This window comes from Sphingomonas sp. SP2 (assembly GCF_058313385.1).
In genome coordinates this window covers 1,762,762-1,779,383 of sequence record NZ_JBZFLD010000001.1, presented here as the reverse complement: position 1 = coordinate 1,779,383, position 16,622 = coordinate 1,762,762, and the positions used below count along the sequence as shown (strand labels likewise).

Genomic DNA, 16,622 nt, shown 5'->3' with positions numbered 1-16,622 from the left:
GACTTCGCCGCCCCTCCCCCTGTCGAACGCTGCTTAGCGCTTCTTCGAGCCGAGCTTCGCCGTCACGTTGACGAAGAAGCGGCGGCCGAGCCAGTCATACTGCGACACGGCCGGCGCCTGGCCGAGCGTACCGATCACGCCACCGTTCAGCACCGAGATCCGCGGCGGCCGCTTGTCGAACAGGTTCGACACGCCGAGCGTGAAGTCGAAATTCTCGATCTCCTTGGTGATCGAGGCCGAGTGGTAGAGCACGGTCGGGGTCGTGACCTTCGGGCAATAGGTGCCGCGAATGGTGGTCACGAAGCAGCCCGTCTGGACCGGATCGTCGATCTGGCTGAGGTCGCGCTTGCTGCTCGACTTGCCGATAATGTCGAGGCCGTAGAACAGCGACCAGCCGGTGTTGCGCGACGACCAGGTCAGGTTGATGTCGCCGACGAACCGCGGCGAACCGACCTCGCCGACATTCTTTTGCAGCGTGTCCGCGAACAAAGCGAAGTTCTGCTTGGTCGTGTAGGTCGCGTTGCCGACGATGTTGAAGTCGCCCCACGAACCGGCGTCGTGACGGACGCTGGTGGTGAAGTCGAAGCCCGCGGTCCGCTGGCTGGCGATGTTGATATACTTGTTCTGGACCGTCTGGATCACGAACTGCGTCGCGCCGCTGGTCGAGCGGTTGAACAGCGAGCAGAGCGGATCGGTCGGGAAGAACTCGCTGTTGTAGCAGCCGAAGACGATGTTGCCGGCGCCGAGCTGCGAGATCTGGCCCTTCACCTCGATGTCGAACCAGTCGACCGCGAAGTCGACCCGGGTCCGCGGCATGAAGCCGAAGCGCGGGGTAAGGATGATGCTCGCGGTCTTGGCCTTCGAGGTTTCGGCCTCGAGCAGGCCGAGGCCGCCCTGGCTGAAGACGGTGGCCGTGATCGAGCCGCCGCTGAAGTTGCCCGGAATGCCCTGCGAGGCGCAATTATCGCGGATGCGCTGGTTGATCGCGCCCGAGGCGAAGGCCGCCGCATAGTTGGTGCAGGGGTCGATGTTGCGGACGGGCGTGAAGCTCGTCTCGTTGGCGAGGAACTGCTCGAAGAGCGCCGGGGCGCGGTAGGAGGTGCCGTAGGTGCCGCGGAAGCGGAGCCAGCGGGTCGGCGCGTAATTGGCACCGAGCTTGTAGGTCCAGTTGCCGTTGTCGCGGTCCTTGACGCCGTCCGACTTGCGGGTGGCAGTGACGCTGGTGACGCGCGCGGCGGCGTTGATCGTCAGGTCGCGTGCGCCCGGAAGGTCACGAAGCAGCGGGACGTTGATTTCGCCGAACGCTTCCTTGGTGATCGACTCGCCCGCGGTGATGCCGCTGGTCGAGGCACCCCAGGCATTGCCCGCACGGGTGATCTCGCCCGGGACGTCGTTGATCCGGTCGCGACGGACCGAGGCGCCGAGCGCGAGGCCGACGGTGCCGTAGGGCAGCTTGATGAGGTTGCCCGAGACCGACACTTCGCCGTTCAGCTGAGTGTAGCGGGTCTTGCCCGTTTCCCAGCTGGTCAGGAAGTCGGCCTGCTGCTGGGTCAGCTGCCCGGCGAGGAAATAGGGATCGGTCCAGGGCAGGTCGATGCACTGCTTCTTCGAGACGGGCAGGATCTGGCCGACGCACGAGGCGGTCTGGAAATAGCCGCTGTCATAGACGTCCTGGAGAATCTGCTGCGTGCGATACTTGCCGTTGGAGCGGCTGTACTGGACGTAGCTGTCGAACTTCCAGCCCGGGATGAAGCCGATGTCGCCCTTGAGGCCGCCGACGCCGCGATAATAATCGACGGTCTGGCTGCTGTCGGACAGGTTGGTGATGCCGGTCGGCGAAAGGAAGTTCACGCCCTCCCAGCCCTGCGCCCAGATGGTGCCGGTGCCGTATAGGTTGCCGGTGCCGTAGAGGTCGCCGGTGAAGCCGAAGTTCCAGAACTGACGCCAGCCATTCTGGTAGGTCTTGCGGCGGTTGACGAGGAATTCGGCGAACGCCTCGACATTGTCGCTGATGTCGACGCCAGCCGTCAGGTAGCCCGTCGCACGCTCGGTCTTCGGAATGATCGTCTGCTCGAGCATGAACGGGTGGTAGCTGTTCTGCACCGCCAGGCTGCGCGCGTCATAGCCCGTCGGGAACCAGCCCGGAGGGGCGCCGAAGTCGCCGAAGTAGGACGGCGCGCCATAGGCCGGCAGGCCGAGATTCTCGCCCGGATACTGATACTGGATCAGCACCGTGCCGCCGCCGATCGAGGTGTTCGGGCCGGTGTCCGGTCCGCCCGGTCCGTCGAGCTGCAGGTTGTCGATGAGGTTGTAGGTCCAGACGTGACCCCAGCGCAGGTCCTCGCACTTGTACGAGCCGGTGCGCGGATCGACGAGGTCGGCGCGGCTACCGTCCGGACGGAAGGTATAGGCCTCGGGGCAGCTGAGGAAGCTGCGGTCACCGCGCTTCAGCTCCTGCTGCTTGTAATAGTCGGCGGCGACGGTGAGATAGCCGCGGCCGAAATCCTTCCCCCAGATCGCGCTGACGCGATACTGGTTGCCGCCGCTGCGCTGGGTCGGCGAGCCGTTGAGGTCGAGCTGCAGGCCGTCGGTGTCGCGCTTGGTGATCAGGTTGACCACGCCCGCGACCGCGTCCGAACCATAGACCGACGACGCGCCGGTCTTGAGGATCTCGACATTCTGCACGATCGACTGCGGAAGGACGTTGAGGTCGAAGCTCGACACGCCGCCGCGGGTACCCGCCGGGCCGGCGCGACGGCCGTTGAGCAGGATCAGCGTGCGGTTTGGACCAAGACCGCGAAGGTCGAGCGTCGAGGCGCCGGGACCGCCGTTGGTGACGAAGTTCGACGACAGGGCCGAGGTGATCTGGGTCGAGCCGGCGGCGATCGGCGAGCTCTGCAGCGTCTGGGCAAGGTCGATCTTGCCCTTCTTCTCGGCGAGTTCGGGATTGATGATCGCGATCGGATCCGGGCTCGAGAATTCGGAGCGGCGGATGCGCGAACCGGTGACGACGACCTCGTCGCTCGCGGCCGGGGCCGGCGACCCGTCGGCATTAGTGATGGTCTCGTTCTCGGGCTGAGTCTCGCCCGCCGCCGTCTGCTCGTCGGCCGGAGTCTCGGGCGGCAGGGTCGTCTGCGCGAACGCTGTCGAACTGAAGCCGGTCACCAAGGCTGCCACCGCAAGACCGCGAAGAGCGGTGGCGTTGAGAAGCTCGCGCTTAATCATGAGTACAACCCCGTTTTTCTGCCCAGCATGTTGTATTTCAGCACGCAGACACCGGCACAAGCCGCCATGCCCTAAAGGGCAGTCGTTACGGCGCCGATGTGCTCTGGGGACCACAGTCACAAATGCGAGCCAGGGCGGCAAGCGCGCAAAAGGCTGTCAAGCCCAAATCGGGCTTACCGTTGCTGTCAGGCAACAACATGGATTAAGTTGTAAGATATCGTCGCTCCGCATTGCCCTTTGCCTTTCCAGCGGCTTGAAGCGGCTCTGCTCTCTTCAAATCCCTGGAAAGACGGACCCACATGCGAACTACTCGGCTTACGCTGACCACCTCGACGCTGGCGCTCGCGCTCGGCGCTCTCATTGCCTCGCCCGCCGCGGCGCAGGACGCGACCACCCCGGCCCCGACGGCACAGGACGTTCCGGTCCAGACGCAGAATCCGGACTGCCCGGACGAGAACCAGGATGGCGTCTGCGATCCGGCCTCGACGCTCAGCAACGCCGACACCAGCGCGCAGAATGACCAGACGGTCACCGTCACCGGTTCGCGCATCCGTCGCGACGAATTCAGCACCACCGAGCCGCTGACCGTCATCACCGCGGAAGAAATCACCCAGTCGGGCTTCAACAGCTCGACCGACGCGCTGCAGAGCGCCGCCGTCACCCAGGGCGCCGGCCAGATCAACAACGCGTTCGGCGGCTACGTCACCGACGGCGGCACCGGCGCCAACACCCTCGGCCTGCGCGGCCTCGGGCCGGCCCGCACCCTGATCCTGCTCAACGGCCGCCGCCTGGCGCCGGGCGGCAGCCGCGGTTCGGTCCTCGCGGCCGACCTCAATGTCCTCCCGACCGCCATCGTCGAGCGCATCGAAGTCCTCAAGGCCGGCGCCTCGTCGATCTACGGTTCGGACGCGATCGCGGGCGTCGTCAACATCATCACCGACCGCAAGCTGACCGGCCTCAACATCGACGCGCAGGTCAATGTCCCCGAGCTCGGCGCCGGCGTTGATCGTCGCATCGCCGCCTCGTTCGGCATCCAGGCTCCGCGCCTCAGCGTCATCGGCTCGGTCGAGTATCGCAAGCGTTCGGCGCTGGCCCGCAACCAGTCGAACTTCTTCCGCTGCCCGATCGGTGGCTTCCTCAGCGGCGAAGGCACGGAATTCGGTTCGGGCGACTATATCGATCCCGTCACCGGCGAGCCGGCCTGCTTCACGCTCGACAATGGCGGCGTGACCATCAACACGCTCGGCATCCCGACCCGTGACGGCATCGGTCGCACCAGCGGCCTCCCGGGCCGTTTCAACCGCTTCGTCCCGGCCCCCGGCCAGACCACCGGTCCGTTCCCGGGCTATCTCGGCGTCGGCTTCTACGACCGCGACACCTTCGATCCGCAGCAGGAGCGCGAGCCCCTGATCACCGGTGCCGAGATCATCACCGGCTACCTGTCGAGCACCTATGACCTCGGCGTCCTCGGCGGTTCGGAGCTGTACGGCGAACTTCTGGCCACCCGCCGCAAGTCGTCGTCGCCGCTCTATCGCCAGCTCAGCCTCGACTATCTGACCGGCAGCCCGCTGCTCCCGGCGGACCTTCGTGACGGCGTCTTCGCCAACCCGACGGAAACCTCGAGCGGCCAGACGATCGCGGCCCGCGCCTTCATCGGCTACGGCCTCACCGACAGCCGCCAGAAAGTCGACTATGTCCGCGCCTCGGGCGGCATCCGCGGCGACTTCTTCTTCAAGGACTGGCGCTACGACCTCTATCTCGGCAAGTCGTGGAACGACGCGACCTACGAGATCGAATCGTTCCTGACCGATCGTCTCGCGACCTCGCTCAACGTCGTCCAGAATGCCGACGGCAGCTTCAGCTGCGCGGCGCAGGCCTCGATCCCCAACTGCGTTGCCGCTCCGGCGCTCAGCGCGGCGGTCATCGGCGGCCAGCTTCCGCAAGCGTTCCGCGACTATATCGTCGACAATACGATTGGCACGACCAAGTTCCGCGAGACCACGGCCGCGTTCGGTGTCGACGGTCCGCTGTTCGCGATGCCGGGCGGTGACGTCCAGCTCGCCCTCGGCGCCGAGTATCGCAAGCAGCGCATCAACGATCAGCCAGATCCCAACAGCATCAACGGCAACCTGTTCGGCCTCACCGCCGGCACGCCGACCGTTGGCAGCGACAGCGTCCGCGAAGTGTTCGGCGAACTGTTCGTCCCGATCCTCCGCGACACGCCGGGCTTCTACCGCCTGAACGTCGACGGCTCGGTCCGCTACACCGACTACAAGTCGTACGGCGGCCAGACGACCTACAAGATCGCCGGCGAGTGGGAGCCGGTCCGTGGCTTCGGCTTCCGCGGCAGCTACGGCACCTCCTATCGCGCCCCGGCGCTTGCGGAGCAGTTCCTGGGTGCCACCAGCGGCTTCCTCGGCAGCAACAGCGACCCCTGCTCGGCCCTGCCGGCGCCGGGTGCGCAGTCGCCGGCCCAGCAGATCCTCGCCCGCAACTGCGCGGCCGTCGGTCTGGCGCCGGACTTCGAGCAGCGTAGCGGCATCACCGTCTTCCGGGTCGGTGGCGCTGATGCGGGCCTCGAAGCCGAGACCTCGAAGAACTGGTCGGTCGGCGTCGTCGCCCGTCCTCCGATCCCGGCCTCGATCGGTCAGCTGAGCCTCGCGCTCGACTACTTCAACATCAAGGTCGAGAACGGCGTGTCGGACCTTTCCGGCGAGACCATCCTCAACCGTTGCTACACGGCCGAGAACTTCGACCCGAACGCCGGCTTCTGCCGCTTCGTCACGCGTGATTCGAACAACGCGCTGACGGTCGTCAGCAGCTTCGTGAACCTGTCGGAATCGATCGTGAAGGGTTACGAGTTCAACGGGCGCTTCTCGACCAAGGCGGTCGGGCCGGGCACGCTGATCCTCAACGCCAACGTCACCAAGTACACCGAGCAGTCGAGCCGCCTGTTCCCCGAGGAATTCCTCTCGGACGCCAACGGCATCGTCTCCACGCCGGACTGGGTGGGTAACTTCGACGCGACCTATGCGACGAAGCACATCACCTTCCGTTACGGTCTGGACTGGATCGGCGGCAGCAAGGGCAAGACCTACAAGTATCTCGCCTTTGACAACCTGACCGGCGAGGTCGATCCGGCCACCGAGCAGTTCTACCGCGACAATTACCTGCTCGATACGAAGGACTATTTCCTTCACAATGCGTCGGTTCAGTTCGACGTGTCGGATCGTTTCGAGTTCACGGTCGGCGTCCGCAACCTGTTCGACAAGGCCCCGCCGCGGATCACCAGCGGGATCTTCAACGCCGTCGGCAACGCGCCGCTCTACTCGGGTTACGACCTGGTGGGCCGGAGCTTCTTCGCCAACGTCAACGTCAAGCTCTAAGCCTCACGGCCTCGAGCAACGGGAAGGGCTCCGGGAAACCGGGGCCCTTCTTCGTTTGCGCATTTGAACTTGGACGGCCCGAAGGTCGTCGCGGGGCGGATCAGGCCGCGCCGGTCTCGCTGGCGAGAAGGCGGGGGTCGATCCCCTCGGCCTTGAAGGCGGCGGCCCAGCGCTCGTCGGTCGGCGTGTCGAACAGGATTTCCGGGCGACCGCTAGCGGCGAACCAGCCGTGGCGGGTCATCTCCTCGTCGAGCTGGCCCGCATCCCAGCCGGCATAACCGAGCGCGACCAGCCAGCGGCTCGGTCCCCGGCCCTCGGCGATCGCGCGAAGGACGTCGATCGTCCCGGTCATCGCCCACAGCTTGCCCGACGCGCCGACGACCTGCAGCGTGTCCTCGCCGCCCCAGTCACTGCTGTGGAGAACGAACCCCCTTCCCGGTTCGACCGGGCCGCCATGATGGATCGCCTCGTCGGGCGCGACGCCGGGATCGAGGTCGAGTTGCTTCAGCAGCCCGCGCAGGCGAATCCCGGCCCGCTTGTGGCTGATGCCGACTCCGACCGCGCCATTCTCGTCGTGGATGCAGAGCGCCGTCACCGATCGCTCGAAGCGCGGATCGGCCATACCGGGCATCGCCAGCAGCAATTTTCCGGAAAGAAACGGGGGATCCGCGGCCATGTCCCGACATCTTGGCATTGCCGCGGCGCGGCACAAGTCTTGTTGGTGAAACGAACGCTTAGTAGAGCGGCCGCCACGACGACCTTCAGCCAAGGAGCCTCCCCAATGACAATCCAGATCGGCGACCGCCTTCCCGACGTGCCGCTCACCATCGCGACCAGCGAAGGGCCCAAGCCGACCACCACCGGCGACTATTTCGGTGGCCGCAAGGTCGCCCTGTTCGCGGTCCCGGGCGCCTACACCCCGACCTGCTCGGCCAAGCATCTTCCGTCCTATGTCGAGAAGGCCGCCGACCTCCGCTCCAAGGGCGTCGACGAGATTGCCTGCACCAGCGTCAACGATGCCTTCGTCATGGCCGCCTGGAACAAGGACCAGGGCAGCGAGGACATCACCATGATCGCCGACGGCAATGGCCAGCTCGCCGACGCGCTCGGCCTCACCATGGACGGCTCCAAGTTCGGCATGGGCCAGGTCCGCTCGCAGCGTTACTCGATGATCGTCAACGACGGCGTGGTCGAGCAGCTGAACGTCGAGGCGCCGGGCGAATATAAGGCGTCGAGCGCCGAGACCCTGCTCGAGCAGCTCTGAGCATCAGCGTCGCCCCGGTTCGCGCCGGGGCGACGCTATCCTTCGCTCCGTCGCAAACGGGGCATCCAACACCTGCCTGTTTCGTTTCCCCGCCGATCCCTACGCGTAACGGAGGAAATGGCATGGCAGGCAGTGACAGTCGCAACAATGGCGAGCGCACCCACGGCGGTAGCGCGCGCGCCCACGGCAGCAACAGCCGCGATCGCAAGCGCGACCGCATCGTCGAGGGCGTGAAGAGCCGCCCCTATGCCGCCGCAGCGGCCGCAACGGTGGCAGCCGGCGCCGCCGCCTTCTTCCTCACTCGCGGCAAGAGCGACAAGCCGCTGATGAAGTGGGGCCAGGAAGGCGACACCGGCAGCGCGACGGTCACCAAAACGCAGGACAGCGCCCGCGGCGCGCGGACTTCGGAAATGGCCACCGCCTCCCCGAGCAGCGCCGCCGCCGCGAAGCTCTCGCAATCGAACGACACGAGCAGCAGCAGCGGCTCGACCACGCCCGTCGTCGGTGCCGACAAGGCCAAACCGAATGTCCAAAAGTCGGGCTCGACCGGGCTCGACGAGACCGCCGACGATCAGAGCAAGGTGGGCAGCATCGCCTACGGAGCCTGAGCGCGGTTCGGTGATTGTATGAGGGGCGTCGGGGTCACCCGGCGCCCCTTTCCTTTAAGGCGGAGAAATTGATGGCGGTGTCGTTGAAGCCCTTGTCGGACCAGGTGATGGTCATTGTCGGCGCATCGAGCGGGATCGGTCTCGCGACCGCACGCCGGGCGGCCGAACGCGGTGCCAAGGTGGTGCTCGCGGCGCGCAACAGCGAAGCGCTCGACGAAGCGGTGGTCGCGATCCGCAACAAGGGTGGTGACGCGACCGCGCTCGACCTCGATATCGCCGACGAGGGCGCGGCGGACAGGCTTGCAGCCTTTGCGATCGAACGGTTCGGTCGGATCGACAGCTGGGTGAACGATGCCGCCGCGGCGATCTACGCCCGCCTCGAGGATGTAGCGCTCGACGAACATCGCCGCGTGTTCGACGTCGGCTATTTCGGACTGGTCGAGGCGAGCATGGTGGCGGTGCGCCACCTCCGCGGCTCGGGCGGGGCGCTGATCAACATCGGCTCGGTGCTCAGCAACCGCGCCATCCCGCTCCAGGGCCCTTATTGCGCGATGAAGGCGGCGGTGATGCAATTCACCGACAGCCTGCGGATGGAGCTCGAGCAGGAAGGCGCGTCGATCAGCGTCACGTTGATCAAGCCCGCGGCGATCGACACCATGTATCCGGAGCATGCCCGCAACAAGCTCGACAAGCCTGCCCGCCTGCCCCCGCCCCTCTACGATGCGTCGCTGGTCGCCAAGGCAATCTGCTTCGCCGCCGAGAACCGGCGCCGGACGTTGATCGTCGGTGGTGGCGGGCTCGCGCTGACCGCGCTGGCACCCTCGCTGCCGCGGCTTGCGGACAAGGGGATGGAGCTGATCGGCGGCGAACTCAGCCAGACGAGCGACATTCCGCCCGCGCCCGGGACCAGCGACAATCTCTTCGAGCACCGCGTCGACGGCCGCGTGGCGGGTAACCAGGAGCCCTTCACCCGCAAGACGTCGCTATTCCTCGAGGCGCAGATGCACCCGGTCGCGACGGCAGCCCTCGTGGGCGGCGCCGCGGTCGGGGCCTTCCTGCTGGCGCGTCGCAACGACGAGGACGTCGGCACCGCCGAGGCGCGCCGGCGAATCCGCGCGGCAGGAATGAGCTGAAAAGAAGAAAAGGCCCTCTCCCGCGACGGAGAGAGGGCCTTTTCATTTACCAGCCGCAGGTCTTGCCCTGGTTCTGCTGCTCCAGCCAGCGCTGCAGCGGCGCGAAATATTCGAGCATCGGCTTGCCGCTCATCTCGCGCGTGCCGGTGAAGGCCTCGAGCGCCTCGGGCCAGGGCTTGGACGCGCCGAGCTTCAGCATGGCGTCGAGCCGCTGACCGACCTCCTTGTTGCCGTAGAAGGAGCAGCGGTGGAGCGGGCCCTTCCAGCCCGACATGTCGCAGGCCGCCTTGTAGAACTGGAACTGCAGGATCCGGGCGAGGAAATAGCGCGCATAGGGCGTGTTGCCCGGGATGTGATATTTCGCGCCCGGGTCGAAGTCGGCCTCGGTCCGCTGGGTCGGCGGGGTGATGCCCTGATACTGGAGGCGGAGCTGGTTCCAGCCGGCCTCGTAGCCGCTCGACGGGATCGAGCCGTCGAACACGCCCCAGCGCCACTTGTCGACCATCAGGCCGAACGGGAGGAAGGCGACCTTGTCCATCGCCTGGCGCAGCAGAAGGCCGGTGTCCTTGCTCGCGTCGGGCACCTTCTTGCGGTCGAGCAGCCCGATCTGGACCAGATATTCAGGCGTCACCGACAGCGCGATGAAGTCGCCGATCGCCTCGTGGAAGCCATCGTTGGCACCGTTGAGGTAGAGATAGGGCTGCTGGTTATAGGCCCGCTGGTAGAAATTGTGGCCAAGCTCGTGGTGGATGGTGACGAAGTCGTCGCCATTGACCTTGGTGCACATCTTGATGCGCAGGTCGTCCTTGTTGTCGAGGTCCCAGGCCGAGGCGTGGCAGACGACTTCGCGGCCTTCCGGACGGACGATCTGCGAGCGGGTCCAGAAGCTGGCGGGCAGCGGGGCGAAGCCGAGCGAGGTGTAGAAGCCCTCGCCCATCCGGACCATGTCCACCGGAGTCTTCTTCTTGGCCTTCAGGAGCTCGGTCACGTCATAGCCGACGTCGCCGGCACCCTTGGGCGCGACCACGTCGTAGATGTTGCCCCATTCCTGCGCCCACATGTTGCCGAGGAGATCGGCGCGGATCGGGCCGTTGGCAGGCTGCACGGCATTGCCATACTTCTGGTTGAGCTTGGTGCGGGTGTAGCAGTGGAGCTGGTCGTAGAGCGGCTTCACCTCGCTCCACAGCCGGTCGTACATGGCCGAGAATTCCTCGGGTGTCATGTCGTAGCCCGAGCGCCACATGGCGCCGGTGTCGGCGTAGCCGAGCTCCTTCGCGCCCTGGTTGGCGATCTCGACCATCCGGACATAGTCGGGGCGCATCGGGCGGCCGACATTGTTGTTCCAGCTGGTCCACACTTCGGCGGTCCGCTTCGGATCGCGAAGCTCGCCCATCTGCTCCTCGGCGACGTCGCCGGTGATGACCTTGCCGTCGAGCGTCGCCCGGCCCTTGCCGTAGGTCGACTGGAGCTTGGTCGAGATATTGTTGAGCTCGGCCGCGGCGCCGGGCGTGGACGGGGCCGCCAGCACCAGCGCGCCGCGCAGGATGTTGAGCTTGCGGGCGGTATCGGGGTCGAGCCCCTGCACCTTCGACCATTCGGCCGCTTCCTTGGCGTAGGCGACACCCTTTTCGGTGCCGATGGTGCCGAAATAGGCGGCGAGCGCATCGGTATCGTCGGTGATGTAGGTCGAGTTGACCCACGAGGCGCGGCTTCCGATCACCGACAGGTCGAAGAGATCCTTCTCGACCTTGGCGATGAACTGGCGGGCCCCCTCCGGGGTGCGCGCGCTGACGGCGGCATCGGCGTCGGCCGGGGCGGCCTCGACCATGGCGTCGGTCTGCGCCTGAGTCATCCGCGGCGTACCGTCGGGCGCGGTCATGCAACCGGCGAGGGAAAGTGCGAGAATTGAAACGGAAGCGGCCAATTTCATGCGGTTGACGCCTTCATCTGAGGAACTGGCGGCGTTCGTGCGCCCGCATCACTCGCCCGTCAAGAAGTCCACCATCGCCTGCCCGAGCGCCTTTTGCGTGACCGAGGTCGTGTGGGTGCCGGGAATCTCGGCATAAGAGGCATTGGGCAGCGCTTCGGCGAGCGCGGGGGCCGAGCCATTATCGCGATCGTCGTCGCCGCACAGTACGAGCGTGGGCATGGTCAGCCGCGCCAGCATCGCCTCGTCGACATGGCTGTTGCTCTCGAGGAGCAGGCGGGCGGCGACGCGGTCGACCTTCTGGCTCTTCATGAACTGGACCGCGAACCAGTGCCGGTCGCCGCGGCTGGCGGTCTCGAACTTCTCGAATGCCTCGATGAAGAAGTGATGCCTCTTCTCCCAGCCGAGCAAGCCTTCGAGCCCCATGCCGGCGAGGATCAGCCGCCGCGGTGTCAGGCCCTGCGCAACTCCGTGCACGCTGGTCCGCGAGCCGAGCGAGAAGCCGCCGAGGTCGAAGTCGGCGAGGCCGAGGTGCGCGACCAGTTCAACGAGGTCGCGGCCGAGGACGCCAGGCGGATAGGCAGCGGGATCGTGCGGCTTGTCGCTGAGGCCGTGGGCGCGAAGATCGGGCATGATCACCCGAAAGCCCGCGTCCACGAGCTTTTCGGCATGGCCGAATTTCACCCAATTGAGGTGCGCGTCCGAGAACAGGCCATGGACGAGCACGACCGGACGCCCCTCCCCCGTCTCGCGCCAGGCGAGGGAGACGCCGTCGGAGGCGGTGAAGTGGTGGGTGGTGGTGGTCATGTCCGCGTCCTAGCCGTTCTCCTGCGAAAGCAGGAGCCCAGTGCCTCGAAAGTCACTGGGCCCCGGCCTTCGCCGGGGAACAGTTCGTGACTACCGATTCACCGTCGCCATGCCCTGCGCGTGATAGCGGTCGCCCGCGGCGGCGCCTGGCGGCAGGATCTGGTCGAGCCGAGCGAGCTCGTCGGCGCTGAGCTCGAGGTCCACGGCCGCGATATTCTGGTCGAGCCACTTGCGGCGCTTGGTCCCGGGGATGGGCACGATGTCCTCGCCCTGATGAAGCACCCAGGCGAGCGCGAGCTGCGCCGCGCTGACGCCCTTGTCGGCGGCGAGCTTCTGAAGCTCGTGCACCATGGCGATGTTGCGCTCGAAATTTTCGCCGGTGAAGCGCGGGTGGAAGCGGCGATAATCGTCGTCCGGGAAGTCCTCGGGCGCCTTGATCTCGCCGGTCAGGAAGCCGCGGCCGAGCGGCGAATAAGCGACATAGCCGATGCCGAGTTCGCGCACGGTCGGGAGCACCTCGGCCTCGGCGTCGCGGCTCCACAGGCTGTATTCGGTCTGGAGCGCGGTGATGGGATGAACCGCATGGGCGCGACGAATGGTCGCGGGCGCGGCCTCGCTCATGCCGAGGAAGCGGATCTTCCCCTCTTCCTTGAGCCGCGCCATCGCGCCGATCGTGTCCTCGATCGGCACGTTCGGGTCGACGCGGTGCTGATAATAGAGATCGATCGTCTCGACCCCGAGGCGCTTCAAGCTCGCATCGCAGGCCGAGCGGACATAATCGGGATCGCCGCGAACGCCGAGGAACTCGCCCTTCTCGCCGCGGACATTGGCGAACTTGGTCGCGAGAAAAACCTGGTCGCGGCGGTCGGCGATGGCGCGGCCGACCAGTTCCTCATTCTTGAACGGGCCGTACATGTCCGCCGTGTCGAGGAAATTGATACCCTGCTCGAGCGCATGGTGGATGGTGGCGATGCTTTCGGCATCGTCGCCGGTCCCGTAGAATTCGCTCATTCCCATGCAGCCGAGGCCGATGGCGGAAACCGTGGGGCCATTGGGCCCGAGCGTACGAGTCTGCATGGGGTCTTCTCTCCTGTCAGTCGGCAATCGCGTGTACCGGCGCTCCGCCATCGCTCTTGGCCTTGCGCAACAGCAGCACCAACGGAAGAGCGGCGATCGTGACCCACATCATCAGCCAGAAATCGTCGAGATAAGCGATAAACAGGGCCTGCCGCGTGACTTCGGCATTGATGACGGCGAGGGCGACGTCACCGCCCTGCCCGATCCGCTCGAGCAGCCCGGGGTCGAGTGTCGGGATGGTGCTGTCGGTGACATGGCTGGCGAGGTCGGCGTGGGCGACCTGCGTCATCCGCACCAGCTGCGAGCCGACGATCGCGATCCCGACCGAGCCGCCGATGTTTCGGGCAAGATTGAGGAGCGAAGCCGCCGAGGTGCGAAGCGCCGGGGCGAGGGTCGCGAAGGCGAGGCTCTGCATGACCACGAAGATCAGCCCGATGCCGAGCCCCTGGACCACGCCCGACCAGATGACCGGTCCGGCCGGCTGGTCGAGCGCGAAGCCGGTCATCATCCACAGGCTGGTCGCCATCAGCGAGATGCCGGCGACCACCAGCAGACGGCTGTCGATCTTGCCGACCAGCCTTCCGGCGACGAGCATGGAAATGAGGGTCCCGACTCCGCGCGGCGCGGTCAGCACGCCCGACTGGAGCACCGAATAACCGTAGAGCCGCTGAAGCAGGGGCGGCAGCAGCGCGAGGCCGGCCAGCAGCAGGACGCCGGTCACTGCCATGAACAATAGCCCGGTCGCGAAGTTGCGGTCGGCGAACATCGGCTTCTCGAAGATCGGATGCTTCGCCGTCATCGTGTGGATGGTGAACATCCAGAAGAAGGCGATCGCGAGCCCGAGCTCGATGATGATCTCCCAGCTCTGGAACCAGTCCTGGCTTTCGCCGCGGTCGAGGAACATCTGCAGCGACCCGAGCGCCAGGGCGATCAGCGCGAAGCCGGCAAGGTCGAAGGGTCGCCTGCTGGTCGGGCTCTCAGGCATGGTCCGCCAGAGCATGAAGGTGGCGAGGATCCCGACCGGCAGGTTGACGATGAACACCCAGCGCCAGTCGAAGCTGTCGGTCAGCCAGCCGCCGAGCACCGGCCCCATGATCGGCCCGATCATGATGCCGCCGCCGAACAGGGCCATTGCCTGCGCATGCTTGGCCGGGGGATTGATGTCGAACATCGTCGCCTGTGCCAGTGGCACGAGGAAGGCGCCGCTGATCCCCTGCAGGATCCGGAAGACGACCATCTCGGGGAGCGAGGTGGCGATGGCGCAGAGCATGCTCGCCGCGGTGAAGCCGACGACGGCGATCAGCAGCAGCTTGCGCCGGCCGATACGCTCGGCCAGCCAGCCGGCGATCGGAATGGCGATGGCCGAGGCGACGATGTAGCTGGTGAGCACCCAGTTGATGCTCTCCTGCGTGGCGCCGAGGCTCGCCTGCATGTGCGGCAGCGCGACGTTGGCGATGGTCGTGTCGAGCACCTGCATCAGCACCGCCAGCATCACCGCGACGGTGACGAGGAAATGCCGCATCGGATCGAGCGGGGTGGCGGCTCTGGTCTGGTCCACGCCTAGTGCCTTTCGACGACGCGCTTCGCGCGCGGTCCTTGCCTCAGTCGCCCGTGCGGACGGTGACGTCGGCGCTGAGGCCGGCGATCATCGGACGGGCGGGCTTGCCTTCGAAGCGGATGCGGACCGGCACGCGCTGGGTGACCTTGACCCAGTTGCCGTTGGCATTTTGCGCCGGGAGAATGGCGAACTCGCTGCCGGTCCCCGCGCCGATGCTCTGCACCCGGCCCTTGAGCTTCAGCCCGGGATAGGCGTCGATCGCGATTTCAACCGCCTGGCCCGGGGCCATCGCCTCGAGGTCCTTCTCCTTGAAATTGGCCTCGATCCAAGCATCGCTCGACGCGACCAGCGAGAGGAGGCCGATGCCCGGCACCGCCTGCTGCCCCGGAAGGAGCCGGTCGGTATTCGAGACGACGCCCGCGGTCGGGGCTCGAACCTCGGTCCGGCTGAGGTTGAGGCGGGCCTGGGCGATGGCGGCGCGGGCCGCCTGCTCGCTCGGCTGATCACCCGAGGGCGCGATCGCCGCACGGGCATTGGCGGCACGCGCCTGCGCATCGGCCAGCGCCGTGCGGTCGCGCTCGACGTCGGCCAGCGCCTCATCGTAGCGGACGCGGGTGGTGAAACCCTTGGCGAGCAGCTCGGCCTGACGGCTCAACGCGCGCTGGTCGATCGTCAGCTGCGCCTGCGCGCCGGCGATGTCCGAGCCCGTCCCCTGCGCCTGCGTCACCACCTGCCGCTCGGCAAGCTGGGCTTGCGCCAGCTGCGCCTCGGCCTGCATCAAAGCGACGCGATAGGGTTCGGGATCAATCCGGAAGAGGATCTGTCCGGCCTGGACGCGCTGGCCTTCCTTGACCAGCACCTCGGCGATCGGCCCGCTCACCTGCGCGCCGACGCTGGTGATGTCCTGCTTCACCTGCGCGTTGTCGGTCGAGACGGTGCCCTGACCCGAGAACCACAGATAGGCGCCGCCGACGAGCAGCAGCAGCGGGACAACCAGCATCAGGGCGATGCGCTTCGCCTTGCTGGGCGCCTTCGCCGACGCTCCGCTGTCGCTGCCTGCCGCGACGCCCGCGGGCGCTTCGACTTCCTCGGCGGCGCCGATCCTCGTTTCCTGGTTCATGCCAATGCCCTGTTCGTATTGCTGCTGCGCGGGTCCATGCCCGCGACGTTCGCGCGCACCCTGGCGAGCAGGGCCTGCGCCGCGCGGATCTCCGCCGGATCGATGTTACCGAAAGCGTCAGCCGAAAAATCCTCGGCCACCGCATGGAGCTTGGCGATCAGCGGCTTGGCCTGATCGCACAGGTAGAGCTGCCAGGCGCGACGGTCGCCGGGATCGCGGCGGCGCTCGACCAGCGCATTCTCCTCAAGCTTGTCGACGATCCGGCAGAGCGTGATCGGCTCGATGTCCATCCGGTCGGCAAGCTCGACCTGCCGCTGCCCTGGATTGTGGTCGAGATGGGCGAGCACCCGCCACTGCGCGCGGGTGATTCCGAGCGCGGCGGCGCGCCGATCGAAGGCGCGGCGAAGCGCATGCGAGGTCTCGCCAATATCCCAGGCCAGCTGTTCCATGGACGCCGCATATAGTAAGCATCCTTACTAAATCAACGCTCCTGTCCGAAAGGCCGGGTGAACCCTGC

12 protein-coding genes are annotated in these 16,622 nt (G+C 66.5%); 4 read left to right on the top strand and 8 right to left on the bottom strand.

Annotated features, from left to right (window positions below; translation table 11 throughout):
- Positions 1-33: 33 nt before the first annotated feature.
- Positions 34-3,225 (bottom strand): TonB-dependent receptor domain-containing protein, encoded by a 3,192-nt coding sequence (locus AC4GYU_RS09035; protein ID WP_491086557.1) that lies wholly within the window; start codon positions 3,223-3,225, stop codon positions 34-36.
- A gap of 299 nt (positions 3,226-3,524) precedes the next feature.
- Between AC4GYU_RS09035 and AC4GYU_RS09030 the strand changes: the two genes are divergently transcribed.
- Positions 3,525-6,611: a TonB-dependent receptor plug domain-containing protein gene (locus AC4GYU_RS09030; protein ID WP_491086556.1), complete on the top strand. Its 3,087-nt coding sequence runs from the start codon at positions 3,525-3,527 to the stop codon at positions 6,609-6,611.
- A gap of 100 nt (positions 6,612-6,711) precedes the next feature.
- Here AC4GYU_RS09030 and AC4GYU_RS09025 read toward each other — a convergent pair whose 3' ends face one another.
- On the bottom strand, positions 6,712-7,287 hold the full coding sequence (locus AC4GYU_RS09025; RefSeq protein ID WP_491086555.1) for a YqgE/AlgH family protein: 576 nt from the start codon (positions 7,285-7,287) through the stop codon (positions 6,712-6,714).
- 105 nt (positions 7,288-7,392) lie between these two features.
- Here AC4GYU_RS09025 and AC4GYU_RS09020 point away from each other — a divergent pair, with 105 nt between their 5' ends.
- From AC4GYU_RS09020 to AC4GYU_RS09010, 3 genes are all read left to right on the top strand, one after another.
- On the top strand, positions 7,393-7,875 hold the full coding sequence (locus AC4GYU_RS09020; RefSeq protein WP_491086554.1) for a peroxiredoxin: 483 nt from the start codon (positions 7,393-7,395) through the stop codon (positions 7,873-7,875).
- 122 nt (positions 7,876-7,997) lie between these two features.
- On the top strand, positions 7,998-8,483 hold the full coding sequence (locus AC4GYU_RS09015; RefSeq protein ID WP_491086553.1) for a hypothetical protein: 486 nt from the start codon (positions 7,998-8,000) through the stop codon (positions 8,481-8,483).
- Between the two features lie 71 nt (positions 8,484-8,554).
- Positions 8,555-9,616: an SDR family oxidoreductase gene (locus AC4GYU_RS09010; protein WP_491086552.1), complete on the top strand. Its 1,062-nt coding sequence runs from the start codon at positions 8,555-8,557 to the stop codon at positions 9,614-9,616.
- A 46-nt stretch (positions 9,617-9,662) separates the two neighbouring features.
- Here AC4GYU_RS09010 and AC4GYU_RS09005 read toward each other — a convergent pair whose 3' ends face one another.
- The 6 genes from AC4GYU_RS09005 to AC4GYU_RS08980 all read right to left on the bottom strand — a co-directional run bounded on the left by AC4GYU_RS09005 (position 9,663) and on the right by AC4GYU_RS08980 (position 16,554).
- Complete coding sequence (locus AC4GYU_RS09005; protein WP_491086551.1) at positions 9,663-11,546, bottom strand: M2 family metallopeptidase; 1,884 nt, start codon at positions 11,544-11,546, stop codon at positions 9,663-9,665.
- A gap of 48 nt (positions 11,547-11,594) precedes the next feature.
- On the bottom strand, positions 11,595-12,350 hold the full coding sequence (locus AC4GYU_RS09000; protein ID WP_491086550.1) for an alpha/beta fold hydrolase: 756 nt from the start codon (positions 12,348-12,350) through the stop codon (positions 11,595-11,597).
- Between the two features lie 90 nt (positions 12,351-12,440).
- Positions 12,441-13,427: an aldo/keto reductase gene (locus AC4GYU_RS08995; protein ID WP_491086549.1), complete on the bottom strand. Its 987-nt coding sequence runs from the start codon at positions 13,425-13,427 to the stop codon at positions 12,441-12,443.
- 16 nt (positions 13,428-13,443) lie between these two features.
- A complete protein-coding gene (locus AC4GYU_RS08990) occupies positions 13,444-14,985 on the bottom strand; it encodes a DHA2 family efflux MFS transporter permease subunit (RefSeq protein ID WP_491086548.1) in 1,542 nt (513 codons plus the stop codon).
- A gap of 43 nt (positions 14,986-15,028) precedes the next feature.
- Positions 15,029-16,105: an HlyD family secretion protein gene (locus AC4GYU_RS08985; protein WP_491086547.1), complete on the bottom strand. Its 1,077-nt coding sequence runs from the start codon at positions 16,103-16,105 to the stop codon at positions 15,029-15,031.
- Positions 16,102-16,554: a MarR family winged helix-turn-helix transcriptional regulator gene (locus AC4GYU_RS08980; protein WP_491086546.1), complete on the bottom strand. Its 453-nt coding sequence runs from the start codon at positions 16,552-16,554 to the stop codon at positions 16,102-16,104. The genes AC4GYU_RS08985 and AC4GYU_RS08980 overlap by 4 nt, the downstream gene beginning before the upstream one ends.
- Between the last annotated feature and the right edge of the window lie 68 nt (positions 16,555-16,622).